This is a genomic window from Hyphobacterium sp., assembly GCF_965229905.1.
Lineage (GTDB): Bacteria > Pseudomonadota > Alphaproteobacteria > Caulobacterales > Maricaulaceae > Hyphobacterium.
Map to the genome: position 1 here is coordinate 1,012,528 of NZ_OZ245930.1, position 22,640 is coordinate 1,035,167.

General features: G+C 63.4%; 21 protein-coding genes. 13 read left to right on the forward strand and 8 right to left on the reverse strand.

What is annotated here, in order from left to right; translation table 11 throughout:
- Position 1: 1 nt before the first annotated feature.
- Together ACO08C_RS05135 and ACO08C_RS05140 are read right to left on the reverse strand one after the other, a co-directional pair.
- The gene (locus tag ACO08C_RS05135; protein WP_421788065.1) at positions 2 to 619 is read right to left on the reverse strand and encodes a hypothetical protein; all 618 of its coding nucleotides are present in this window, start codon (positions 617 to 619) and stop codon (positions 2 to 4) included.
- Positions 620 to 688: 69 nt separating this feature from the next.
- Positions 689 to 1,978 carry an adenylosuccinate synthase gene (locus tag ACO08C_RS05140; RefSeq protein ID WP_421788067.1) on the reverse strand — a complete coding sequence of 430 codons (1,290 nt, stop codon included), beginning with the start codon at positions 1,976 to 1,978 and terminating at the stop codon, positions 689 to 691.
- 107 nt (positions 1,979 to 2,085) lie between these two features.
- Here ACO08C_RS05140 and ACO08C_RS05145 point away from each other — a divergent pair, with 107 nt between their 5' ends.
- Entirely contained in the window at positions 2,086 to 2,631 is a 546-nt protein-coding gene (locus ACO08C_RS05145) for a hypothetical protein (RefSeq protein ID WP_421788069.1), read from the forward strand.
- 93 nt (positions 2,632 to 2,724) lie between these two features.
- On the opposite strand, the gene ACO08C_RS05150 is transcribed toward ACO08C_RS05145, so the two are convergent.
- The gene (locus ACO08C_RS05150; RefSeq protein ID WP_421788070.1) at positions 2,725 to 3,297 is read right to left on the reverse strand and encodes a hypothetical protein; all 573 of its coding nucleotides are present in this window, start codon (positions 3,295 to 3,297) and stop codon (positions 2,725 to 2,727) included.
- 72 nt (positions 3,298 to 3,369) lie between these two features.
- The gene (locus tag ACO08C_RS05155; protein WP_421788072.1) at positions 3,370 to 4,539 is read right to left on the reverse strand and encodes a phosphoserine transaminase; all 1,170 of its coding nucleotides are present in this window, start codon (positions 4,537 to 4,539) and stop codon (positions 3,370 to 3,372) included.
- Between the two features lie 115 nt (positions 4,540 to 4,654).
- Between ACO08C_RS05155 and ACO08C_RS05160 the strand changes: the two genes are divergently transcribed.
- Both ACO08C_RS05160 and ACO08C_RS05165 read left to right on the forward strand, forming a co-directional pair.
- Complete coding sequence (locus ACO08C_RS05160) at positions 4,655 to 5,803, forward strand: aminotransferase class V-fold PLP-dependent enzyme (protein WP_421788073.1); 1,149 nt, start codon at positions 4,655 to 4,657, stop codon at positions 5,801 to 5,803.
- Entirely contained in the window at positions 5,800 to 6,681 is an 882-nt protein-coding gene (locus tag ACO08C_RS05165; RefSeq protein WP_421788075.1) for a DMT family transporter, read from the forward strand. Before ACO08C_RS05160 ends, ACO08C_RS05165 begins: the two co-directional genes overlap by 4 nt.
- On the opposite strand, the gene thiD is transcribed toward ACO08C_RS05165, so the two are convergent.
- Positions 6,678 to 7,478, reverse strand: coding sequence for a bifunctional hydroxymethylpyrimidine kinase/phosphomethylpyrimidine kinase (gene thiD / locus ACO08C_RS05170; RefSeq protein WP_421788077.1), 801 nt, complete (start codon positions 7,476 to 7,478; stop codon positions 6,678 to 6,680). The two genes, ACO08C_RS05165 and thiD, sit on opposite strands and share 4 nt — an antisense overlap.
- 308 nt (positions 7,479 to 7,786) lie before the next feature.
- Between thiD and ACO08C_RS05175 the strand changes: the two genes are divergently transcribed.
- On the forward strand, positions 7,787 to 9,550 hold the full coding sequence (locus ACO08C_RS05175) for an ABC transporter ATP-binding protein (RefSeq protein WP_421788079.1): 1,764 nt from the start codon (positions 7,787 to 7,789) through the stop codon (positions 9,548 to 9,550).
- A 9-nt stretch (positions 9,551 to 9,559) separates the two neighbouring features.
- On the opposite strand, the gene ACO08C_RS05180 is transcribed toward ACO08C_RS05175, so the two are convergent.
- Positions 9,560 to 10,780 (reverse strand): DUF2254 domain-containing protein, encoded by a 1,221-nt coding sequence (locus ACO08C_RS05180; protein ID WP_421788081.1) that lies wholly within the window; start codon positions 10,778 to 10,780, stop codon positions 9,560 to 9,562.
- Positions 10,781 to 10,911: 131 nt separating this feature from the next.
- Between ACO08C_RS05180 and ACO08C_RS05185 the strand changes: the two genes are divergently transcribed.
- The 7 genes from ACO08C_RS05185 (at position 10,912) to ACO08C_RS05215 (ending at position 17,825) form a co-directional block, all read left to right on the forward strand.
- Entirely contained in the window at positions 10,912 to 12,849 is a 1,938-nt protein-coding gene (locus ACO08C_RS05185) for a hypothetical protein (RefSeq protein WP_421788083.1), read from the forward strand.
- A 126-nt stretch (positions 12,850 to 12,975) separates the two neighbouring features.
- Positions 12,976 to 13,491 carry a hypothetical protein gene (locus tag ACO08C_RS05190; protein WP_421788085.1) on the forward strand — a complete coding sequence of 172 codons (516 nt, stop codon included), beginning with the start codon at positions 12,976 to 12,978 and terminating at the stop codon, positions 13,489 to 13,491.
- A complete protein-coding gene (locus ACO08C_RS05195) occupies positions 13,488 to 14,240 on the forward strand; it encodes a hypothetical protein (RefSeq protein ID WP_421788087.1) in 753 nt (250 codons plus the stop codon). Before ACO08C_RS05190 ends, ACO08C_RS05195 begins: the two co-directional genes overlap by 4 nt.
- On the forward strand, positions 14,237 to 14,992 hold the full coding sequence (locus ACO08C_RS05200; RefSeq protein ID WP_421788089.1) for a hypothetical protein: 756 nt from the start codon (positions 14,237 to 14,239) through the stop codon (positions 14,990 to 14,992). Before ACO08C_RS05195 ends, ACO08C_RS05200 begins: the two co-directional genes overlap by 4 nt.
- Entirely contained in the window at positions 14,989 to 15,162 is a 174-nt protein-coding gene (locus ACO08C_RS05205) for a hypothetical protein (RefSeq protein ID WP_421788091.1), read from the forward strand. Before ACO08C_RS05200 ends, ACO08C_RS05205 begins: the two co-directional genes overlap by 4 nt.
- A 66-nt stretch (positions 15,163 to 15,228) precedes the next feature.
- Positions 15,229 to 15,978: a glycosyltransferase family 2 protein gene (locus ACO08C_RS05210; RefSeq protein ID WP_421788093.1), complete on the forward strand. Its 750-nt coding sequence runs from the start codon at positions 15,229 to 15,231 to the stop codon at positions 15,976 to 15,978.
- On the forward strand, positions 15,978 to 17,825 hold the full coding sequence (locus ACO08C_RS05215) for an ArnT family glycosyltransferase (RefSeq protein WP_421788095.1): 1,848 nt from the start codon (positions 15,978 to 15,980) through the stop codon (positions 17,823 to 17,825). The genes ACO08C_RS05210 and ACO08C_RS05215 overlap by 1 nt, the downstream gene beginning before the upstream one ends.
- Here ACO08C_RS05215 and folP read toward each other — a convergent pair.
- Entirely contained in the window at positions 17,809 to 18,630 is an 822-nt protein-coding gene (folP, locus tag ACO08C_RS05220; protein ID WP_421788096.1) for a dihydropteroate synthase, read from the reverse strand. The two genes, ACO08C_RS05215 and folP, sit on opposite strands and share 17 nt — an antisense overlap.
- Before the next feature lie 49 nt (positions 18,631 to 18,679).
- Between folP and ACO08C_RS05225 the strand changes: the two genes are divergently transcribed.
- Together ACO08C_RS05225 and ACO08C_RS05230 are read left to right on the forward strand one after the other, a co-directional pair.
- Entirely contained in the window at positions 18,680 to 19,522 is an 843-nt protein-coding gene (locus ACO08C_RS05225; protein WP_421788098.1) for a helix-turn-helix domain-containing protein, read from the forward strand.
- Between the two features lie 31 nt (positions 19,523 to 19,553).
- Positions 19,554 to 20,651 carry a hypothetical protein gene (locus tag ACO08C_RS05230; RefSeq protein WP_421788100.1) on the forward strand — a complete coding sequence of 366 codons (1,098 nt, stop codon included), beginning with the start codon at positions 19,554 to 19,556 and terminating at the stop codon, positions 20,649 to 20,651.
- A 59-nt stretch (positions 20,652 to 20,710) separates the two neighbouring features.
- Here the strand turns inward: ACO08C_RS05230 and ftsH are convergent, their stop codons facing one another.
- Positions 20,711 to 22,639 (reverse strand): ATP-dependent zinc metalloprotease FtsH, encoded by a 1,929-nt coding sequence (gene ftsH, locus ACO08C_RS05235; protein WP_421788102.1) that lies wholly within the window; start codon positions 22,637 to 22,639, stop codon positions 20,711 to 20,713.
- Between the last annotated feature and the right edge of the window lies 1 nt (position 22,640).

Consider the following 22,640-nt stretch of genomic DNA (forward strand, 5'->3'; position numbering starts at 1 on the left):
CCTATCGCACTTGAATGACGTTCAGCTCAACGAAGAGGAATTCCATGTTCTGCTGCATCATTTGCAGAACCTGCCATTGCTGGCGCGCCTGGGCCGGAATGTCCGCATTGCTGGTCAGCGCCGCTACCGTATTTTGCGTACAGCTATGAGAACCGCAGCTCTGCACACCGCAGGTTTGGACACCGCACGTATTCGAACCGCAGGTATTGGACGTGCAATCGTTGCTGGCACAACTGAACCGGCTGGGTTCGCCATCCGGGCCGACGGCGATATCCATCCGCACAACGCCGCGAAAGGCCTCGTCCATGCGGCTTGCGACATCATCGACCAGCGCGATTGTGTCTTCCATCTGGGTGTTCGAAACCAGGCTGTCCCGGCGCAAGAGCGCTGAAGCGTGCTGGCTAAGGGCGGACGGCCCGCCGCGCCTGACAACGGCAAAACCATGCGAAGTCGTGGCGCCTGCTTGCGCCGCGGCCGGCAGCACGCTCGTGGGCCGCACCGGCCGGCGAACGACCGGTCGCGTGTCTTGCGCTCCGGCCACAGATGTTGCGCCCGAAATGCCAAACGCCGCCGCCGCCTTAAGGAATAGCCGGCGGCCGGTGGTGTCCCGTTTTGCCATGATGCCATCTCCCCTGTTGCCCGGGAGATTAGCAGGCGATAGCTGTTTTGGCGATTCGAAGCCGGTTGATCAGGCCCGGAACGGGTCGGTGACGAGGATGACATCCTCGCGCTCCGGGCTGGTCGACAGCATGGCCACCGGCACGCCGATCAGTTCCTCGACACGGCGGACATATTTGACCGCGGCCGCCGGCAGCTGTCCCCATTCGCGGGCGCCAAAGGTCGAATCCGACCAGCCTTCAATGGTTTCGTAAACCGGCTTGGCGCGGGCCTGCAGGCCGCGTTCCGGCGGCAGCCGGTCATAGCGCTCGCCATCGATCTCGTAGGCGGTACAGATCTTCAACTCGTCAAAACCGTCGAGCACGTCGAGCTTGGTCAGGACGATGCCGTCGATCCCGGCCAGCAGGACCGCCTGGCGCACCAGGACCGCGTCGAACCAGCCACACCGGCGCTGACGGCCGGTCACGACACCGAATTCATGCCCCTTCTCGCCGAGCTTGCGGCCAACATCGTCGTGCAATTCGGTCGGGAACGGGCCCTCGCCAACGCGGGTCGTGTAGGCCTTGACGATCCCCAGCCCGTAGCCGGCCGCCTTGGGTCCGACGCCGGTTCCGGCGGCGGCCTGTCCCGCAACCGTGTTCGAGGACGTGACGTAAGGGTAGGTGCCGTGATCGACGTCGAGCATGGCACCCTGGGCGCCTTCGAACAGGATTTTCTGATCATCGGCAATCGCCTGGTCCAGGACGCGCCACACCGGCGCCATGAAGGGCAGGATGACCGGTGCGATCTCCGTCAACTCGGCAATCAGCGATTCGGCATCCGCCTCCGGCTGGTTCAGGCCGCGCCGAATGGAATTGTGATGGTGCAACAGGTCTTTGACCTTGGCGCGGAGCGCGTCCGGATCCGCCAGATCGCAGACGCGGATCGCGCGGCGGCCGACCTTGTCTTCATAGGCCGGGCCGATGCCGCGGCGGGTGGTGCCGATGGCCATGCCGTCATCGCGATTCTCACGCAGCGCATCCAGCTCGCGATGAACCGGCAAGATGAGGCTGGCCGTTTCGGAAACCTTCACCAGGTCCGGCGTGATGGCGACGCCCTGATCCTCCAGGCGCTTCTTCTCGTCACGGAACGCCCAGGGATCGACGACGACGCCATTGCCGATGACCGACAACTTGCCGCGGACAACGCCCGACGGGAACAGGGACAGCTTGTAGGTCTTGTCGCCGACGACCAACGTGTGACCGGCATTGTGTCCGCCCTGGAAGCGCGCGACGACGTCGGCCCGGTGCGAGAGCCAGTCGACAATCTTGCCCTTGCCTTCATCGCCCCATTGCGCGCCGACCACGGTCACATTGGCCATCGAATTCTCCACAAAGATTAATCTGTCTCACAGGAAAGTGAGACGCCTAGCGCGGTCTATCAGCCTAGTCTCGGCCCGGAAAGCATTCATGACGGGAGGGGCCACGCATGAAGCCGTTTCTTGCTGCCAGCCTGTTCGCCCTTGCCGCGACACCCGCCTCTGTGAGCGCCCAGACCGGCATTCCGCCGGGCTGCGACGGGCTTGAACATCGCGGGGATTTCGACTTCTGGGTCGGCGAGTGGGACGTATTTGCGGCCAACGGGCAGCTTGCGGGCACCAATTCGATCCAGAAAACGCAGAGCGGCTGCCTGATCGAGGAAAGGTGGAGCGGGTCGCAGGGATCGAGCGGCGTTTCGCTGAATTATTATGACCCGTTGACACAGGCATGGCGCCAAGTGTGGATGAGCGCAAGCGTCTATATTGATTATAGCGGGGGATTGAACGACGATGGCGCGATGGAGCTTGAGGGGGAAATATTTTACCACTCGCAAGGCAATCGTCTTCCCTTTCGTGGTATCTGGACACCCAATGCTGACGGCAGCGTGACGCAGCATTTCACGCAGTATGACGCCGTCAGCGATCGTTGGAATACCTGGTTCACCGGCCATTACGTTCGCCGGGAAACCGAATCGAATACGCATTCCGGGGAATAGGACTCCCGGTCCCTTTGTCTGTCCTCCCGGAATGCGTCGCGCCGCTGGTCCACCCCCGGACCAGCGGCGCACTCATTTCAGTCGTGATTAAGCCTAGCGGGCGCCGAAACGGTATCCGAACCGGATACCGGCATTGTCGAGCGCCTGGTTGCGCCCGCTGCCCAGGATCTGGCCGTGCGAGATGTGCTCGTAATAGGCCGCCACGGTCATGCTCGGCGACAGTTCGAGATTTAGCGCGAGCGTGGTGTGGAAAAGGATGTGTTCGCCCATCAGCGAGCGTGTTGTCGCCAGTCGGATGCGGTTTGGATCGCTCGGCGGCGCATTGCGGTCGATATCCGTGACGCCGTCATTATAGGACAGGCCGAAGGCAGGCTGGAACGAGACCGATTCGGTAATCGGGAAGTCCCATTCCAGACCGGCACCGCCAAAATTTGTCAGGCCATTCGTATTAAAGGATCCGTAGAGATAAGGGCGCGGCGTCAACAGAAATGACAGCGATTCGATTTCCGGACCGACCAGGCCGACTGTGATATTCGGCCCGTCTTCAACGTGATCCGACAGGTCATGAGCGGTGACACCCAGCCGGAATTCCCAAGCATGGTCGTCCGCCAGGGCCGGCGCCGCCACCATTGCCGCGATCGCAATCACCAGAACACTGAATTTCATATTGCTTCCCCTCAAGATCGCTGCATTGCAGCGTTGCTGCCACCCTAGTGCGCGTGGCGCGGCGCGGAAAGCCTAGAGTTCCGCCTTGGCATTGGCATAAGCCCAGTCCAGCCACGGACCGAGCGCCGCGATGTCGTCGGCTTCCATTGTCGGCCCACACCAGATGCGCAGGCCGGCCGGTGCCGAGGGGTGCGGATTAACGTCGAGCGCGGCATTCTCGCGTTCCAGCAGCGCACACATGCGCCGGGTGAGCGCCCACTGCGTGTCCTGGTCCCGCTCCGCGATCCCGGGTTCGGCGAATTTGAGGGTCACCGAAACCGGTGAGCGCTTGCGCTCATCCGTGCACAGAAAATCGATCCAGGCGGTCTTGCCGACCCATTCCGACAGCGCCGCGAAATTGCGGTCGACGCGGGCCAACAGGCCGGGCAGCCCGCCCTCCCTGGCGGCCCATTTGAGCGCCAGCAGATAGTCCTCGAAACACAACATCGAGGGCGTGTTCAGCGTCTTGCCTTCGAATATCTCCTCAAGCACGCCTGTGCCCTCGGCATTGTGAAGCTGCAGGATGCGCGGCACCGGCCATTCGGGCTTGTGAGACGCCAGCCGTTCGAGCGCGCGCGGGCCGAGCACGATCATGCCGTGCTGCGCCTCGCCGCCCAGCGATTTCTGCCAGGAATAGGTCAGCACATCGATCTTCGACCAGTCGAGTTCCATGGCGAAGGCGGCGGATGTGGCATCGACGATCGTCAGGCCTTCGCGATCGCCGGCAATCCAGTCGGTGTCGGGAATGCGGGCCCCGGCGGCCGTTGCATTCCAGGTGAATATCAGATCGCGATCCGGTTTCGCCACCGTGAAATCCGGCGTCTCACCGCCGCTGGCGATGAAGGTGCGCAGATCGCCGAGCCTGAGCTGTTCTTCGGCATCCTTGGCCCAGCGCCCACCGAAGGCATCCCAGGCGAAAACATCGACGCCGCGCGGGCCGAGCATTGACCACATGGCGGCTTCCATCGCGCCGGTATCCGACCCCGGCACCATGGCGATGCGATAATCCGCCGGGCATTCGAGAAGCGCGGCGGTGCGTTCATAGGCTTCCACCATGCGCTGCTTGGACGCGGGAGTTCTATGACTGCGGCCGACCAGCGCCGTGCCGAGCTTGTCCGGCGACCAGCCAGGGTGCTTCTTGGTGGGACCGCAGGAAAAACGCGGATCGAAGGGGCGAAGATGCGGTTTGGCGATCTCGGTCATGGCGGTCTCCGGCGGATTTGTCCCGGACTAGCGCTGCCGCCGGAGGTCGGTCAATTCGCAAACTGTTTCAGGAATGCCGTATCGGTGATTTGACCCGCGCCGCCGCGCGCGTCACATGAGCGCCATGACGTCGACCGGATACCGCTCGCTGTTCGAAATCCCCGATGATTTCGCCTATCTGAATTGCGCCTATATGGGCCCCTTGCCGCGCGTCGCCGCCGAAGCCGGCCGGCGATCTTACGATCAGCGGCAGACGCCCTGGGAGATCGGCGTCCAGGAACAGTTTTTCGATGCGCCCGAAGCGTTGCGTGCCGAGGCTTCCGGCTTCTTCGGTGCCACACCTGACGACATCGCATTGGTGCCAGCGGCGAGCTATGGCCTGGCGACAGCTGCGGCCAATCTGCGTATTGAGCCGGGCCAGGAAATCCTGACGCTGGCCGAACAGTTTCCGTCGAACGTCTATGTCTGGCGCCGCAAGGCTGAATCTGAAGGCGGAAAGGTGCGCGCGGTGACGCGCTCGGCCAATCAGAGCTGGACCGAAGCGGTCATGGAGGCGCTGGGCCCGCAAACCGCGATTGTCGCCATACCGGAAGTTCACTGGTCGGATGGCGGGCGGCTGGACCTACCGGCCATTTCGGCCGAATTGCGCCAGCATGGCGGCCAGCTGGTGCTGGACCTGACGCAATCGCTTGGCACGGCGCCGTTCGATCTCGCCGCGATCCAGCCGGATTTCGCGGTCGCCGCCGGCTATAAATGGTTGCTGACACCCTATACGGTCGGGTTTCTCTATATCGCGCCGGCACACCAGTCCGGACGGCCGCTGGAAGAGGGCTGGATCGTACGGGAAGGCGCGGAGGATTTCGCGAAGCTCGTCGATTATGCCGACACGCATGCGCCCGGCGCGCGGCGCTTCGATATGGGCGAGCGTTCGGCCTTCCAGCTGGTGCCGGCGGCGCTGGAGTCGCTGAAATGGCTGCGCTCGCTCGGCTTCGAGGCCCTGCGAGGCGAATTGGCTGAACGCACCGCTGCCGCAGAGGAGGCGGCCCGCCCGCTCGGCCTCTACAGCGATACGCCGGACCGCGCGGCGCACTATCTCTGCCTCGTTCTGCCGGACGGAACCCCGGCCGATCTGGCGCAACGGCTTCAACGCCACAATGTATCGGTTTCGCAGCGCGGGAGGCGGCTGCGCGTGACGCCGCATCTTTACAACTCGACACAGGATATCGACCGATTTGCCGCGGCATTGCGGGCCGAACTGGCATGAGCGAGCCGCAAAACCCGACACTTCAGGACTGGCTCCTTCTGACCGCGCTGGCGCTGTTGTGGGGGACGGCCTTCCTGTTCATCCGCTTTTCGCTCGACAGCCAGCCGCCAGTCGCCGTATCTACGGTGCGCTTGGCGTTGGGGGCGATCGCGCTTCTGGCCTGGGCGCATTTCCGCGGGCGCAAAATGCCGCCGCTGACCGATGTGAGATGGGTGCATTTCGCGCTGCTCGGCTTTTTCGGCAATGCCCTGCCCTTTTTTCTGATCCCGCTCGGCCAGACCGAGATCAGTTCGGCGCTGGCCGGAATCCTCGTCGCGGCGATGCCGCTGGCAACCGTCATCCTGGCCTATTTCTTTGCCGGTGAACGCATGACGCGTTGGAAACTGATCGGTTTTCTCACGGGTTTCGCGGGTGTCATCGTGCTGATCGGACCGGCGGCGCTGTCCAATCTCGGCGGCGCCGACACGCTGTTTCAGCTGATCGTGCTCGCCGCCGGCCTATCCTACGCCGTCAACGCTGTATTGACGCGCCGCGCGCCGAAGACGCCCGCCTCGGTCATCGCCGCCGGCACGCTGACCTGCGCGGCGCTGATGAGCCTGCCCTTCGGCCTCTGGGCGGCGTGGCAGAATGATCTGCCGGCCACCGCGCTCGGATGGGGTTCGCTGATCTGGCTGGGGATTGGACCGACGGCCGTGGCCACCGTCATTTTCATGCAGATCATTGCGCGGGCCGGCGCGGGCTTCCTGTCGCTGGTCAATTATATCGTGCCGGTGATTGCGCTCCTGACCGGGTTGGCCTTCGGCGAAAGCGTCAGCTGGAACGCCTATCTGGGTCTGGCGATCATCCTGGCCGGCATTGCGCTGGCGCGGCGGCGCTAGCGGCGAAAAATCCAAGCGTGATCGACCGGGCCGTGGCCCGATCCGAAATCCGGTGCGCGGCGGATCGCTTCGGCGAGATAGGCGCCGGCGCGCTCCACCGCGGCGGCCAGGTCGAGACCCTGCGCCACGCCCGTGGCGATCCCCGAGGCGAGTGTGCAGCCGGTGCCATGCGTGTTGCGCGTTTCGATGCGCGGGCTTTCGAACACTGTCGTCGTCTTTGCGGTGACGAGCACGTCGGTGATGACATCGCCCTCGAGGTGGCCGCCCTTGACCAGTGCGGCCCGGGCGCCCGCATCTACCAACGCACGCGCGGCGGCGGCTTGTTGCTGGGCATTCGTCACGGGCTGCCCCGTCAGCTTTTCGGCTTCCGGCGCGTTGGGCGTTACCAAAGCCGCCCGCGGCAATAGCGCCGTGCGGATCGCCTCGACCGCCTCGCCGGCGACCAGCACATCACCCGAAGTCGCCACCATGACTGGATCCAGCACCAGCGGGATGTCGGGATAGTCAGCGCACAGAGCGGCAACCGCCTCGACCAGGTCCGCGCCGCCGAGCATGCCGGTCTTGATCGCATCGGCACCGATATCGTCGAGCACAGCCCGTGCCTGGGCGATAACCACATCCAGCGGCACGACATGCACATCGCTGACGCCAAGGGTGTTCTGCACCGTTATGGCGGTCACCGCTGTCGCGGCATATCCGCCGAGCGCCGTTACTGTCTTGATGTCGGCCTGAATGCCCGCACCGCCGCCGGAATCGGAGCCGGCGATAATCAGTACACGCCCTATCTGCCCTGTCATTTTGCCCCCGATACCCGGATACTCTGTGTGGCTTAGATGTCGCGCTCTCTCCTGAAAGGCGAGTTTCACGACAACTCCCTCTAGTCCACAATGCGCGACACGTGTATGAGCCGCCTCCCCGAATGAATTGGAGCGCGTTTCGGACCCATGCACAAGATTCCATCCTAGACGGCGGCTGATCGATCGCCTCTTCCCGGACTGACCTTCCTTGCCTCGCAAGGCAGACGACCGGCTCCCCCGCGATCACCGATCCTCTTTGATACAACCGAATCTTGTTCGAGGCGGGCGCCCGGCGCCCGAACTGTCCGATGACCCAGACCCGTTCCCGCGCCCCGCGCGTTCTGTCCAATCTTTGCGTTGTTCGCTTCCTGTTCAAGCAGTGGCGGCGGCGCCCCCTGTTTTTTGTCGCCCTCGTCGGATTCACGCTGATGGCGACCATCGCAGATGTGTTTCTGCCGATCGCAGCCGGTGCGCTGATTGATGCGCTGAATACCGGCGGCGGCGGGCATTGGGCCGCCTATGCGCTGTTCATCGGCCTCGCCGTGACCGTCAATGTGCTGCGCCAGATCGCGGTGCGGTTCGAGATTCGCTTTTCGTCCGCCAACATGGCCGAGATGGTGTCCGACGCCTTCGCCAAGGTGCAGCGCTTTTCGCTGGACTGGCATGCCAACACTTTCGCCGGCTCTGTCGTGCGCAAGGTGACGCGTGGCATGTGGGCGTATGACACGATCACGGCCACGACCTGGTTCGGCCTGATTCCGTCGATCACCGTGATGTACGGGCTCGGCGTCTACATGCTGCTGCAATGGCCTGTGGTGGGCTTGTTCTCGATCGGCGTGACGACCCTCTTCGTCGCGGCCACGGTGTGGGCGGCGAACAGCTATATCCGCCCCCAGAACATCCGCTCAAATGCTATCGACTCCGAGCTCGGCGGCGCGGTGGCGGATGCCATTGGCGGGATCGCGACGGTGAAGAGCTTCGGGGCGGAAACGCGCGAGGATGCACGGTTCTCCGATCTCGCCTGGCGCTGGCGTGCGGAGACCAAGAAAACCTGGCTGCGTTTCGTCAATACCTGGCTGATCCAGATGGTCGCGATCATCGTCCTGCAGGCCGGGCTAACCGGGCTGCTCGTGCAGATGTGGATCGCCGGGCGCGCAACACCGGGCGATGTCGTGTTCGCAATCACTGCCTTTCTAATGATGGCCGGCTATATGCGCCGCTTCGGTGAAGAGGTGCAGAATGTCCAGCGCGGGCTGGACGAAATCCAGGACATGGCGCGCTATGATGCGCTGGACGTTCAAATCCCCGACACTGAAGACGCGCCGGACTTTATGCCGACGCAGGGCGAAATCGTGTTCGACCGGGTGGGGTTCGCCTATGAGAACCAGGCCAAACGGCTGTATGATAATTTCTCGCTGCGCATTGCGCCCGGCGAGCAGGTTGCGCTTGTCGGGCCGACCGGCTCCGGCAAGTCGACCTTCGTCAAGCTGGTCCAGCGTCTGTACGACGTTCAGGATGGGGCGGTGCGGATCGATGGTCAGGACGTGCGCGACGTCACGCAGGCCAGCCTGCGGCAGGCGATTGCGCTCGTCCCGCAGGATCCGGCGCTGTTCCACCGCTCGATCGGCGAGAACATCGCCTATGGGCGGCCGGGCGCAAGCCGTAACGAGATCGTCGAGGCGGCCAAGCGCGCCAATGCGCACGATTTCATCGAACGGCTGCCCAAGGGCTATGAGACGCCGGTGGGCGAACGCGGGGTGAAGCTGTCGGGCGGCGAGCGCCAGCGCGTGGCGATTGCGCGGGCCATACTCGCGGACACGCCGATCCTGATCTTCGACGAGGCAACCTCCAGCCTCGACAATGAAACGGAGCGCGACGTGCAGGCGGCGATGGAAGGGGCGATGGAAGGGCGCACGACAATCGTCATCGCGCACCGCCTGTCGACGATCCGCAATGCCGACCGGATTCTGGTCTTTGATCGCGGGCGGATCGTCGAACAGGGCACGCATGACGAGCTGGCGGCACAAGATGACGGGCTTTATGCCCGCCTGGCCGCGCTGGCGGCGGCATAAGGTCTTGACCTAGAAGGGGCAGGCCGCCTTCAGCGCCTTCAGATCGGTATCATTGCCCAGCGCCGCTTTCGCACGCTCTATCGCGTGTGCACTGATCGCTTGGGCGGGTTCGCCGAAAGCCGCCTCGTCGGCGCTGACCAGCATGCCGAGCGCCTTCTGAAGACGGATGCCGACCTCGACCTTGTCGGCTCCGTCGCGGGCGATCGGGCGGAACGCATCGACCAGCAGGTCGTGCGGATCGAGTGGCGCCATGAAGACGCGGTCAGCGGGATTGTCCGCCGTTTCGTCAAAACGGCCAGACAGCCCGCAGAGCAGCCGGGTCATGGCGGCGATGGCCGACAAGGCCGTGCCCGGATCGTTGACCGAAGGCGACAGGGCACGCGAGGCGATCTCGGCTAGGGTGATGAGGCCGAAGGCCGGGTCCTCTTCAAGCGTCCGGCGCGGATGAATGATGATCTGGCCGAGCACCTTCTCATCGATCTCCTTGCTTCCCAGGACGAATGCCGCCGGGGCGCCCGGCCCGACAAGGCTGCCGGGACGGGCCGGCAGGTAGATTTTCACACCCTCATCCTCCGCCAGTGTCTGAAGCGCCGGAATATCGATGGTCTGGACATGGCCGGTCTCGTGCGGCTCCACGGCGTGGGCGGTCTTGGGTATGTCCGGGAGATGGCTGGCGCCGAAATTGGCGCATTCGCTTTCCCGCTTCACGGATTTGCGGGTGGCGGCCTCGATCACGGTGATCGCCTCCTCGACCCCGCCAAAGCCGGACAGGCGGTTGATCCAGCGGATCAGCATCACCACGACGTGGACGACGAGCAGCAGGGTGAGGACGAACAGGACCAGCAGGCCGGATTCGCCGTACAGGCCGGAATTGATGCCGATCAAGCCCAGGAGGCTGAACAGAAAGGCGCCGACGAATGTCGAGATCGCGCTCTGTGCGGTGCGGTCCTGCGTCATCAATGGGCGGGCGCGCGGTGTTGCAGAGTTCGCGGCGGCCTGGAAGGCGGAGAACATGGTCGCCATCGAGAAGATCGCGACGGCCAACATGCTGGACGCGAGGATGTTCAGCGTCGCCGCCAGCGCGTCGATCTCCACCAGTTCGACCCAGTCGGACGGCAAGCGTTGGCCGATGACGGGCGTGATGACGACCGCCATGACGGCCGCGACCGCATAAACTGCGGGCAGAAACCAGATTGACTGCCAGATCCGGCGGAGGTGGAAGCTCAGCATGATGTCCCCATGCTAGCGCAACGCATCACGGGCCTGACGGGTTCCGAAATCAGGAGCCGCAAGGTTTGGCGTCGCACCCTAGGGCCAATGTGCAAGCTGTGCTAAGCGCGTGTGGGGGAGGCATTGCGGACATGACAGCTTTTCTAGCCGAACTCCGCCGACGCCAGATTTTTCGGGTCGCGGCGGCCTATCTCGTTGCCGGCTGGATTATCATGCAGGTTATCGCCACGATCGGCGATGCCGCCGGCCTGCCGGACACGGCTGACAGCCTGGCCCTGATCATCCTTATCGCGGGATTCCCCGTCGTCGTTTTTATCGCGTGGGCATTCGAGCTGACCCCAGAGGGGTTGAAGCGGACGCGCCGAGCCGTCGCCGGTGCCGCGGTGCGCCCTTTCGGATCAACCGACCTCGTTCTGATCGGCCTCCTGGTGGCGGTCATCGGTATCGCCGGTTACCAGGTCCTGACACGGCCCGGCGCCTCGCAGGATGTTGGGGACAGTGCCGCAATCGTGGAGTCCGCCGGACGCGACAGGACCAGTGACGCGGCGGAGGCCGGCGTATCCGATGCTTCGATCGCGGTTCTGCCTTTCGCCGATTTCTCCCCGGACGGCGACCAGCAGTATTTCTCGGACGGAATCGCCGAGGAGTTGCTGAATGAGCTCGCGCAATTCCCCGATTTGCGGGTCGCGGCGCGCACATCGGCCTTTGCCTTCCGTGGCGATGACATCAATCTGCAGGAGGCAGGCGCGGCATTGGGTGTGGCGCATATCCTCGAAGGATCGGTTCGGCGATCCGAGGACCGGCTGCGGATCACGGCCCAGCTGATCCGCGTCAGCGACGGATATCATCTGTGGTCCGACACCTATGAGCGCACTTTCGCCGATTTGTTCGACGTCCAGGACGAAATCGTCGGCGAACTGGCCCGCGTGCTGCAGGTGCGCCTCGGGGTTGGTGGTGCCGCCGGACGGGCTGGTGAAGGGACGGCCGATCCGCAAGCCTATGAGCAATATCTGCGGGGCTTGTCCTACTGGGCCGGCCGCGATGACATCACCAACCGGACGCGGGCGGTCGAGGCCTTCGAAACGGCCCATGAGATCGATCCGGAATTCGCCGACGCCTGGGCCGCGCACGGCGTCTCGATCACGATATCCGGCGTCCCGGCCCACGGGCTGGATCCGGAGACACTCGTGGCCGAAGCGGGCCGGATTTTCGATCGGGCGCTGGCCCTGGATCCGGACAATCCGCGTGCCCATGCGGGGCTCGGCTGGATGCATGTCTACCGGCAGCCGGATATTGACACCGCGCTGTTTCATGCGAACCGCGCCGTCGAGATCGCTCCGAATGCGGGTTATGCGCATTATGCGCTCGGTGTGGTGCAACGCTGGGCGGGCGATTATGTCGCCGCAGACCGGCATTTCTTGCGAGCGTCCTCGCTTGACCCGCTGAATGCCACCCTGTCCCGCGTTTTCGCTGAGGCCCGCGCGGCCGATGGCGATGTTGCCGGCGTCGAACGCATTGTCGACCAATGCGCGACCTGCATTCCGCAAATGCGGCCATTGCTGACCTATACCGCGATCGTGCAATCGGGAAGCGAAGCCGAGGCGCTGGCCGCCCTGGAAGACGCGATTGCAGCCCTGAGGGAACTGAATGCCGGTCTTCCCGAGGCGCAGTGGAATGAACAGGCCGGGCAAATCCGGGCAATGGCCGATTATGTGCTGGGCCGGCCGGTCGATCCGGACGGACGTGCCAGTGTGCTGGAGATCCTGCAACAAGCCGCCGCCGCCGAGGTGGCCAGCGTGGATCTGGTGGCTTTGGCGGCCATGATGGGCGAGATCGATCTCGCCATCGATTTCCTGTTCGACGCCTACGGTTCGGCGGCCATGACAGACTTCGAACAGTATCTGCGGCCCGGACGATTGACGTTCGCCGACAGCCTGCGCCGGGATCCGAGATATCATGAATTCTGGGCTCTGCCGGGGATGGCTGAACTGGCCACTATGCGCGAGTCGCGTGGCGAGACCGCTGGCCTGCCATTGCCGACAGAGTCCGCGCTAGGCGGGACGGACTAGCGCGCTTTCCCCGGTAACGACCGGTTTCCATTCCCCTTTCCCTTTTGGCGTGTGCGCTGCTAGCGTCCGATCCAGGGGAGGTAAGAGGGACATGACATCGCTTGCCCGGTGCCGTTGGTCAGCGCCATGACGCTCAACGATCTCTATCTGGTCTCGCAGATCATTGCCGGGCTGGCGGTCATCGCGACCCTCGCCGCGCTGATCCTCTCGATCCGGCAGAATACACGCATCCAACGCGCGGCAGCGGTTCAGTCCCTGACGGAAGCGATCACCGCGCTGAACATTCCTGCAATAGAATCGTCTTCGCTGGGCGAAGCCCTGGCCGCCGTCGGGCGCGACTGGTGGAGCGCCAAGCGCGAACAACGCGTGACCGCCCACTATTTCCTGTTCTCCTATTTCAAACTGGTCGAGCAAGCCTGGTATCAGAACCGGTCGGGCGTCCTCGAGGACTCGCAGTGGGATGGATGGTCTCGCGTGGTGACAACCTTCTACCACAGCCCGGGAATCCGCGATTGCTGGTGGCCGCATCGGCGCCTGGCGTACTCCGCACCGTTCTGCGAATTCATCGAAAGCAGTCCGAAGGCCGAAGCCGTCGGTGACCTCGGCGATATTTTCGGTCCTCACGAGGAACACGCCCCGTGATCCTCGCCCGCCTCTCCCGCGCCATCCGCGAACAGAACTGGTTCGCCGTGGTGCTCGAATTCGTCATCGTCATCGCCGGTGTGGTGATCGCTTTCCAGATCACGGCGTGGGCCGAACGGCAGGCGAGCCTTCAGCGCAGCCACGCCATACTCGAACGCCTGCATACCGACATCGAGAATGTCAGCCGCGAACGGTGGGACTGGGCCGCCATTCGCGCGGGAAACCGGGAATTGCTGTTATCGGCCAGCGTGAAATTGTTCGGTGGCGAAGTCGGCGACCTGACCTTGGCCGAATGCAACGCCATTGCCCAATCACACGTTTTCAATTCCCCATCCCTAGCCCTGCCGATCCTGACCGAGCTGGAATCCACCGGCGAGCTCGATCTGATACGCAGCGAGGCTATCCGACGGGCCATTACCCAGCATTTTCTGGCCAATACCTGGTCACGGGAAATCGATACCGCCATCAATCATGAGATCTTCAATCTCTCGGCGCGGCATCCGCTGCTCATGCGGTTTGTGCTCAGCGGGGATTTGCAGAACTGGGATCCGATCTTCGACAACTCCGCGCGATGCGATTCGGATGGGATGCGCGCGGATCCCGCCTTCCTGAACGAGCTGGCAGATAATATTTCCAAGTCGAATTACTTCCTCCAAGCCGTGCTCGACGGCCCAAATTCGAGTTTCGACGCCTTGCACGTCGCCGTCGATGCCGAGCTCGGCATTGACCATTCAGAGGATGCGCCATGATCCTCGCCCGCCTCTCCCGCGCCATCCGCGAACAGAACTGGTTCGCCGTGGTGCTCGAATTCGTCATCGTCGTGGCCGGTGTATTGCTGGCCTTCCAGATCACGGCGTGGAATGCGGATCGTATCGAGCATCAGCGCGCGGAGCGTTCACTCATCGACCTGCGCGATGATTTTGCCGCGATCGACGACACCGCCAGCGAGCTGGCCGCCTTTTATCAAGGTGTCATCCACGATCTGGAAATCCTGGTGCGCGCTGTCGATGCCGGCGAGATCGCGCCGGGCGAGATGGATGCGGTCCGCAGAGCGCTGGCCTATGGCGATGTGTTCGCCGATCCGCCCCCGCCATCGGGCACATTCCGGGATCTCCAGGGCTCGGGAAGCCTCGCCCTCGTTGAAAACCAACAGCTTCGGCTGCGCCTGATCGAATACGAGCAAAGCCTCGGAAACATCAGCGATTCAGACGCCAACATTAATGTCATGCTGATCCCGTTCAGCGCCGCCTTCAAACGCCATATCCGCTTCGATCCGCAATACCATTTGCCCGACACGCCCGATCTGGCCTTTTACGACGTCGCTCTGCCGGACGTTATCGATATCGATGTCGACGCGATCCTCACCGATCCGGAGTTCGAGGTCGCCGCGCAGCAACATCTGCGTCTCCAGATCGGCCGCTTCGTCAATCTGCGCGTCAGTCAGAGCAAGATCGCCCAAATCCGGACCATGATCGATGAAGCGCTGGAGAATACTCCATGATCCTCGCCCGCCTTTCCAAAGCCATTCGCGAGCAGAACTGGTTCGCGGTGGTCCTGGAATTCGTCATCGTCATCGCCGGTGTGGTGATCGGCTTCCAGATCATGGCCCGGCCCGCAAACCGCTGCAGGACGACACGATGTGGTCATTCTGTGATCGCCTCGCAGAGGTGACAGCTTGCGGTATCCCCGTGCGGGAAAACAGGCTATCCAGTCGCCGGTTATTCGAAACGGGCGGGCATGCAGTCAGGTACGCTTTCCATCGTCATTCCGGTGCACAATGAAGCCGGAAATATCGACGCGGTCATTGCCGAGGCGGTGGAGGTGTTTTCCGCCGCCTTCGAAGGCTTCCGGATCATCGCCGTCGAGGATGGGTCAACCGACGCGACCTGGGAGAAGCTGGCCGCACTCGATGGCCAATATCCGCAATTGACCGCGATCCAGCATCCGGAACGCGCGGGCAAAAGCGCAGCCTTGCGCACCGGATTCCTGGCCGCCGATACGCTCTGGGTGGCGACCATGGATGGCGACGGTCAGGACGATCCGCGCTCTGTCGCCGACATGGCTGCCAAGATTGATCTGACGTCTCTGAACGCGCCGGCGCTGGTCTGCGGGTGCCGGACGAACCGGACCGACGGCGCCAACCGCAAATGGGCATCCCGTTTAGGGAATGGCATCCGCCGGACGATGTTGCGCGACGACTGCCCGGACACCGCCTGCGGGCTGAAACTGACCCCCCGCGATCTATTCCTGGCCCTGCCCTTCTTCGACTCGCTGCACCGATATCTTCCACCGCTGACCCGTCATCTCGGCTTTGAGCAAATCTATGTCGACGTGGTGAACCGGGCGCGGATTTCGGGCGAAACGAAATACACAAATCTTGGCCGCGCCGTGGCCGGTTTCTTCGATCTGATGGGGGTGAACTGGCTGATGCGCCGCACGCATATCCCGGCCCGGCACCTCTTGTTTACGCCAAGGGATAATGACTGATGCAGGCGCTTTCGGACTGGATTGAAGGCGGCGAGACCCGCTGGGGCCTGACGACCCGCGCCTGGCTGGCGCTGGCCATTGTGGCGCTCCTGGCATTGGCGCCGGGCTTGACCTCGATGCCGGTGATGGACCGGGACGAGGCGCGATATGCGCAAGCCGCGTCGCAAATGCTGGAGACCGGGGATTTCGTGGACATCCGGTTCCAGGAAGACCCAAGGCATGTGAAGCCTGCCGGCATTTACTGGATGCAGGTCATGACCGCGCTGCCCTTCGGCGGTGCGGATGCGGATATCTGGGCGTTCCGGCTGCCCTCGCTGATCGGGCTCCTGATTGCCGTGTTCGGCACAGCCTGGCTGGGCGCAAGATTGTTCGGACCACAGGCAGGGCTAGCTGCCGGATTGCTGCTGGCCATTGCGGTGATGAGCCAGGTCGAGGCGCGGACCGCGAAAACCGACGCCATGCTTCTGGCTTCGGGCGTTCTGGCGCAGATCGGGCTGCTCTTGATGCTGCTCAAGGCGGAAGCGGGCGAAGGTCTGAAATTCGTCGGCTGGCCGCTTCTTTTCTGGGCCGCCAGCGGTGCGGCGATCATGATCAAAGGGCCGATCATTGCCATGGTCTCGGCGCTCACCCTGGTCGGCTATTTCGTTTTCAAGCTGAATGCCCGCTGGTTGTTCGGCATTGTCGGCGCGGCCTTCCTGATCGAGGTATTGAAGCTCGCCGGGCTGGGTTTCCTGCCCGGCGGGATTGCGGTCCTGATGGGTGGTCTTGCCGGCGCCTTCGTCTTCGAGCTCGTGCGCAATCCGGGCACCCGCTCGGCCATGGCGAAGCTGCACTGGCTCAAAGGTTTGGCCGTGCTGGCCGCGATCGCCCTGCCGTGGCTGATCGCGATCAATCTCGCGACCGATTGGGCTTTCCTTCAGGAATCGGTGGGCCACGCCCTGTTCGGCAAGGTCGGCGAGGCGGATGACAGCCATGGCGGGCCCTTCCTCTATCACACGCTGTTATCACCGGCGATGTTCTGGCCGGGTTCGGCGCTGTTGGGGCTGGCGACCCTTGCCGCGTGGAAAGGCCGCGAGCGGCCGGAAATCCGCCTGCTGATCGTCTGGGCGTTGCTGACCTGGATCGTGTTCGAATTCGTCCAGACCAAGCTGCCGCATTATGTGCTTCCGGCCTTTCCGGCGCTGGCGGTATTGGCCGGTCTGGGGCTGAAACAGATTGGTGAATTGCTGACCGGCCGCGGCGCCAAGGCACTGAACGCTCTCTGGATCGGGTTGGCCGTGATCGCCGGGCTGGCCATCGCCGCCATACCGACCTATGGCGCGCTGGAACTCGGCGAAACCCGCCCTGTATGGCCGTTTATTGCCACGGGTGCGGGCCTCGTCACCGTGCTGTCGCTCGGCTGGTTTGCATGGAAGCCCGGCCTCGCGCGCCTATTCGCCGTCGCCGGGCTGGCGGCGCTACAATATGTGTTGGCTTTCGGTGTCGCCATACCGTCCGTTGATGCCGCCTGGCCGTCCAACCGGGTGCACCGCATCGTCGCGCAGCTGGAGGGCTGTGACGCCTTTCCGGCGGCCACCGCCGGCTATCGCGAACCGTCCAACGTCTTCTATCTGGGCACCGAGGTGGCGCTGACCGATGGTGACGGGGCGGCCGCACATCTGCTTGCCAATCCCGATTGCGGGATTGCGGTTATCGACGCGGTTGAGCGGGAGGCCTTCCTGTCCGGCCTGGCCGATGCCGATATCCGCCTTCTCGGCGTGGTTGAGGGCATGAATCTCGTGAAGGGCGATCCGCTCACGCTGGACATCGTGACCCTTGCGGACTCGCAAGTTACCCGTCCGGACTGACCGCTGCCCTCACCTTCAAGGCCTGCACCGTTTCGCGGACATCGTGAACGCGCACGCATGCTGCACCTTTTTGTGCAGCATGGACTGCAGCATAAATCGAACCGCCCAGACGTTTGTCCGCCGGCGCTTCACCGTCGATAGAGGCGATGAAACGCTTGCGCGACGCGCCCACAAGAACAGGGAATCCGAGCTTTACGAACACCGAGATGCTGCGCAGCAATTCAAGATTATGCTGCAGTGTTTTTCCAAATCCGATACCGGGATCGAGCCAGATCTGTTTGCGCTCAACGCCCGCTGAAATTGCCGCTTCGGCGCGGCGCGACAGCCACGTTGCCACGTCGCGCACGACATCTTCATATTGCGGATTTTGCTGCATGGTTTGCGGTTCGCCCTGCATGTGCATCAGGATGACCGGGCAGCCCGTTCTTGCTGCGACCTGCGCCGCACCGGGCGCGCGCAGCGCGTTCACGTCATTCCAGATCGACGCGCCAGCGGCGAGCGCGGCCTCAGCGATAGCGGGCTTCATCGTGTCGATCGAAATCGCGACACCGGTGTGCCGGCGAATCCCGCGAATGACCGGCAGCACGCGGTTGAGCTCCTCGGCCTCGTCAACCGGATCGGCCCCGGGCCGCGTCGATTCTCCTCCGATATCGAGAATATCCGCTCCGTCGCGCGCGAGCTGCAATCCGTGATCGATCGCGGCATCGGAGTCCCCGAGCCGGCCGCCGTCGGAAAAGCTGTCGGGCGTCACATTGACGATGCCCATCACGAGCGGGCGGTCCGGAGGCACAGGCGGAAAACTCATCGCGGAAACTTGATCGCACGACTCGCGGCTTCTCGACTAGGCTTTCTCCATGAGCGAGTTCGCCAATTTCTCCTCGCCACCGGGCCGCGTGCTCGGCGGATTCCGGGAATGGAAGCCCGCCGGCGCGTTGGGCGCGAGCTGCGAGGCGGTGTGGCTCTACGAGGCCGGAGACGCGCCGGTCGATCACCGCTTGCTGCCGGATGGCAAGCCTTCCCTGGTGATCCGAATCCGGCGTGACTCCGGATATGACGCGACAGATAGCCAGCTGATCGTTTCCGGCGGCCTGTCGCATGCCACTTGGTACAGGCCGCGCGCCCATGAGTGCCAGATCGGCCTGAGACTGTTTCCCGAAGCCGCCCTGCTGGCGGGGTTCTTCAACCCGCGGGATTACGCGGATGGCTGCGCGCGCGCACCGCTTGCGCTGACGCGACAGCTTGATCGCATCGTGAACGAGGCACCGTCGATGCCTCTGGCGGTGACGGCGGATCGCATGATCAAATCCCTCGCCCACCGGCTTGTCGAGCAACGTGACAGCCTCGAACGGTTTACGGCGGGCAGCATTCGCAGGAGTGCCGGACGCGTGCCGATCTGCCGGCTGGCCGAACAGGCGGGAACCTCCGAGCGGCAGCTGCGGCGGCGCTTTATCAATACGATGGGCCTGTCACCCAAACGCTATAGCCGCGTGCTGCGCTATCTTCGCGCCGTGCTGATGGCCGAAGACCTTTTACATCCCGACTGGGCCGGGATCGCGGCAGACTGCGGTTATTCGGATCAAAGCCATCTGATCCGCGATGCAAAAGCCCTGACAAGCATCAGCCCTGCGGCCCTGTGGAGCGAACGCCGCGCCGAGTCCGAAATGTCCAATACGCCCCTGGCGAGCGCCGCTATCTGACGATCACGTCAGATAGAAAGGAATTTCGTCAATGCGCTTGCTCATTCTGGCTGCCCTGACTGCTGCGGCCACAGCGCCTGCCTTTTCGCAAACCGAAGACACGCTGGAGTTCTCCGGTCTGGACTGGTCGGTTTCCGGTTCGCCTATGCCCGGCACTTATCAGGGCCGCGAGGCGCTTCGCCTCCACCGCTCGCAGATCGCTCTGGCCGATGCGCCGTCCGACCGTTTCATGGTCGAATACGACCTCGCGATGGAGTCCGGCAATGGCTTTTCCGGCATCCTGTTCCGCGTGCAGGAGAATAATGGCGAGCTGGTCTATCTCCGCCATCACTTGTCGGGACAACCCGATGCGCTGCAATATACGCCTGTCGTCAACGGTCTGACCGGCTGGCAGATATATGCATCGGAGGGGTTTTGGGGCACGGCCCGCTTTCCGGTCGGCGACTGGATCCGGGTGCGCCTGATTGTCGACGGTCAGCAAGCCCGGCTGAGCCTGGATGGACAGCCGGTGCTCGATATCCCCGAACTCATCGGCGAAACGGATTCGGGCGAGCTGATCCTTCGCGGATTTGGACAGACCGGGTCATGGATTGCCAATCTGGAGATTTCGACCCTGAGCGATGACGGTCTGCCGAACATGGAGGCCGCTCCGGCGCCCGAGATTGACGGCTATTTAATTGATCGCTGGCGGGTCTCCGGAGCTTTCGATGAAGCGCTTGTCGCCAATGAAACCCGGCTGCCGGAGGGTTTGCCGGAGGATCGGACATCGCTCGCAGCGGAACATCACGGGATTGCCAATCTGGCCCGCGTCGCAACGCTAGCCGAAGGCGCGGATACCGTTCTGGCCGAGGCCGACATCCAGTCCGATGACGACCGGGTTGTGATCCTGCGGTTCGGCTATTCCGACCGGGTACGGGTGTTCCTGAATGGCGAGCTTCTGTTTGCGGGGTCGAACAATTGGCGCAGCCGGGATTATCGCTATCTCGGAACGATTTCGCGGGATTATGCCGTGCCGTTGCGGCTGCGCGCCGGTACGAACCGGCTCACACTGGCGGTCAGCGAAAACTTTGGGGGCTGGGGCGTGACCGGTGTGCTTGAGAATTCTGCCGGGTTAAACACAACCCCATAATCCGGGTCCGATGCGGCAGAAAAAAGGGGCGCCGAAAGGCGCCCCTTGTCTTTGGCGGGTCAAGCGCCCTGTGGCGCGGGCCCACCCTTGGGTCGGGTGGTCGCCGTATCGCCGGCCTCGTCCTCGTCGGTGACAGGGACCGAACCTGTCGGTGTGTCGTCTTTTGACGGCGGCTCGTCCGATGCACGGTCCGGCGGATTGCCCTTGAGGAGCTCAACGATTTCCGCGCCGGTCAGCGTCTCGTATTCGAGCAAGCCTTCCGAAAGGACTTCCCAATCCTTCCGCTTCTCGGCCAGGATGCGGCGTGCCTCGTCCATACCGCCCTGGACCAGCGTTTTGACCTCTTCCTCGATCTTGCGGGCGGTCTCGCTGGAGACGGATTTGGACTGGATCAGCTGCTGGCCGAGGAAAACCTCACCCTGATCGTCGCCATAATCGACGGGGCCGAGATCCTCGGAAAAGCCCCAACGGGTGACCATGGCGCGTGCCAGGCGCGTGGCTTGCTGGATGTCGGAGGCGGCTCCTGACGTCACTTTTTCCTTGCCGAATTTGAGCTCTTCGGCGACGCGGCCACCCATCATGATGGCGAGGCGCGAGGTCATTTCCTCATGCGTCATCGACAGCTTGTCGTTTTCCGGGAGCTGCATGACCATGCCCAAGGCGCGGCCGCGCGGGATGATCGTCGCCTTGTGGACCGGATCGGCCGCCGGCACGTTGAGCGCGACGATGGCGTGACCGGCCTCGTGGTAGGCGGTGAGCTGCTTTTCCTTGTCCGACATGACCATGGAGCGGCGTTCCGGCCCCATCATCACCTTGTCCTTGGCGTCCTCGAATTCCTGCATCGAAACGAGGCGCTTGTTGCGGCGCGCGGCCAGCAGCGCGGCCTCGTTCACCAGATTGGCGAGATCGGCACCGGAAAAGCCCGGCGTGCCGCGCGCGATGACCTTCGCGTCGACATCGTCGGCCAGCGGCACATTGCGCATGTGGACTTTAAGAATCTTCTCGCGGCCGATGATGTCCGGATTGGGCACCACGACCTGACGGTCGAAACGGCCCGGACGCAAGAGCGCCGGGTCGAGCACGTCGGGGCGGTTAGTCGCGGCGATCAGGATAATGCCCTCATTCGCCTCGAATCCGTCCATTTCGACCAGCAGCTGGTTGAGCGTCTGCTCGCGCTCGTCATTGCCGCCGCCGAGACCCGCACCACGCGAACGTCCGACCGCGTCGATCTCGTCGATGAAGATGATGCAGGGCGCGTTTTTCTTGGCCTGTTCGAACATGTCGCGGACGCGGCTGGCGCCGACGCCGACAAACATCTCGACGAAGTCGGAACCGGAAATCGTGAAGAAGGGCACATTGGCTTCGCCGGCCACGGCGCGCGCGGTGAGCGTCTTACCGGTTCCCGGCGGGCCGATCAGCAGCGCGCCTTTCGGGATCTTGCCGCCGAGGCGCTGGAATTTCGAGGGATCCTTCAGGTATTCGACGATTTCCTGGAGCTCTTCCTTGGCCTCGTCGATACCGGCGACATCGTCAAAGGTGACGCGGCCCTGCTTTTCGGTGAGCAGGCGCGCTTTCGACTTGCCGAAACCCATGGCGCCGCCACGGCCACCGCCCTGCATCTGGCGCATGAAATAGATCCAGACGCCGATCAGCAGCAGGAAAGGAAAGATGTTCAAGAGCCAGCTGAACACGTTGAAACCGCTGGGCGCGGGCTCGACCTGGAACTCGACATCATTGTCGCGGAGGATTTGGTAGAGCTGGTTGTCCTCAACCGGATAGATCGCGCGAACCGGGTTAGCCCCTTCGCTGCGGATCTGGTCGCCGTCGATGGTGACGCGGTTGATCTGGTCGTTCTCCACCAGCTGGATGAAACGCGAATATTCGATCGCTTCCGAGCCGGCGGTCTCGCGGGTCGGCTGGAGCAGATTGAAGAGCGCCACCAGGAGGAGGATCATGATGGCCCAGATCATCAGGTTACGAAGGTTCATT

Bases quoted from the DNA above. Each gene is read 5' to 3' on its own strand.
- ACO08C_RS05135 (WP_421788065.1), bottom strand. From the start codon at position 619: ATGGCAAAACGGGACACCACCGGCCGCCGGCTATTCCTTAAGGCGGCG.
- ACO08C_RS05140 (WP_421788067.1), bottom strand. From the start codon at position 1,978: ATGGCCAATGTGACCGTGGTCGGCGCGCAATGGGGCGATGAAGGCAAG.
- ACO08C_RS05145 (WP_421788069.1), top strand. From the start codon at position 2,086: ATGAAGCCGTTTCTTGCTGCCAGCCTGTTCGCCCTTGCCGCGACACCC.
- ACO08C_RS05150 (WP_421788070.1), bottom strand. From the start codon at position 3,297: ATGAAATTCAGTGTTCTGGTGATTGCGATCGCGGCAATGGTGGCGGCG.
- ACO08C_RS05155 (WP_421788072.1), bottom strand. From the start codon at position 4,539: ATGACCGAGATCGCCAAACCGCATCTTCGCCCCTTCGATCCGCGTTTT.
- ACO08C_RS05160 (WP_421788073.1), top strand. From the start codon at position 4,655: ATGAGCGCCATGACGTCGACCGGATACCGCTCGCTGTTCGAAATCCCC.
- ACO08C_RS05165 (WP_421788075.1), top strand. From the start codon at position 5,800: ATGAGCGAGCCGCAAAACCCGACACTTCAGGACTGGCTCCTTCTGACC.
- thiD (WP_421788077.1), bottom strand. From the start codon at position 7,478: ATGACAGGGCAGATAGGGCGTGTACTGATTATCGCCGGCTCCGATTCC.
- ACO08C_RS05175 (WP_421788079.1), top strand. From the start codon at position 7,787: ATGACCCAGACCCGTTCCCGCGCCCCGCGCGTTCTGTCCAATCTTTGC.
- ACO08C_RS05180 (WP_421788081.1), bottom strand. From the start codon at position 10,780: ATGCTGAGCTTCCACCTCCGCCGGATCTGGCAGTCAATCTGGTTTCTG.
- ACO08C_RS05185 (WP_421788083.1), top strand. From the start codon at position 10,912: ATGACAGCTTTTCTAGCCGAACTCCGCCGACGCCAGATTTTTCGGGTC.
- ACO08C_RS05190 (WP_421788085.1), top strand. From the start codon at position 12,976: ATGACGCTCAACGATCTCTATCTGGTCTCGCAGATCATTGCCGGGCTG.
- ACO08C_RS05200 (WP_421788089.1), top strand. From the start codon at position 14,237: ATGATCCTCGCCCGCCTCTCCCGCGCCATCCGCGAACAGAACTGGTTC.
- ACO08C_RS05205 (WP_421788091.1), top strand. From the start codon at position 14,989: ATGATCCTCGCCCGCCTTTCCAAAGCCATTCGCGAGCAGAACTGGTTC.
- ACO08C_RS05210 (WP_421788093.1), top strand. From the start codon at position 15,229: ATGCAGTCAGGTACGCTTTCCATCGTCATTCCGGTGCACAATGAAGCC.
- ACO08C_RS05215 (WP_421788095.1), top strand. From the start codon at position 15,978: ATGCAGGCGCTTTCGGACTGGATTGAAGGCGGCGAGACCCGCTGGGGC.
- folP (WP_421788096.1), bottom strand. From the start codon at position 18,630: ATGAGTTTTCCGCCTGTGCCTCCGGACCGCCCGCTCGTGATGGGCATC.
- ACO08C_RS05225 (WP_421788098.1), top strand. From the start codon at position 18,680: ATGAGCGAGTTCGCCAATTTCTCCTCGCCACCGGGCCGCGTGCTCGGC.
- ACO08C_RS05230 (WP_421788100.1), top strand. From the start codon at position 19,554: ATGCGCTTGCTCATTCTGGCTGCCCTGACTGCTGCGGCCACAGCGCCT.
- ftsH (WP_421788102.1), bottom strand. From the start codon at position 22,639: ATGAACCTTCGTAACCTGATGATCTGGGCCATCATGATCCTCCTCCTG.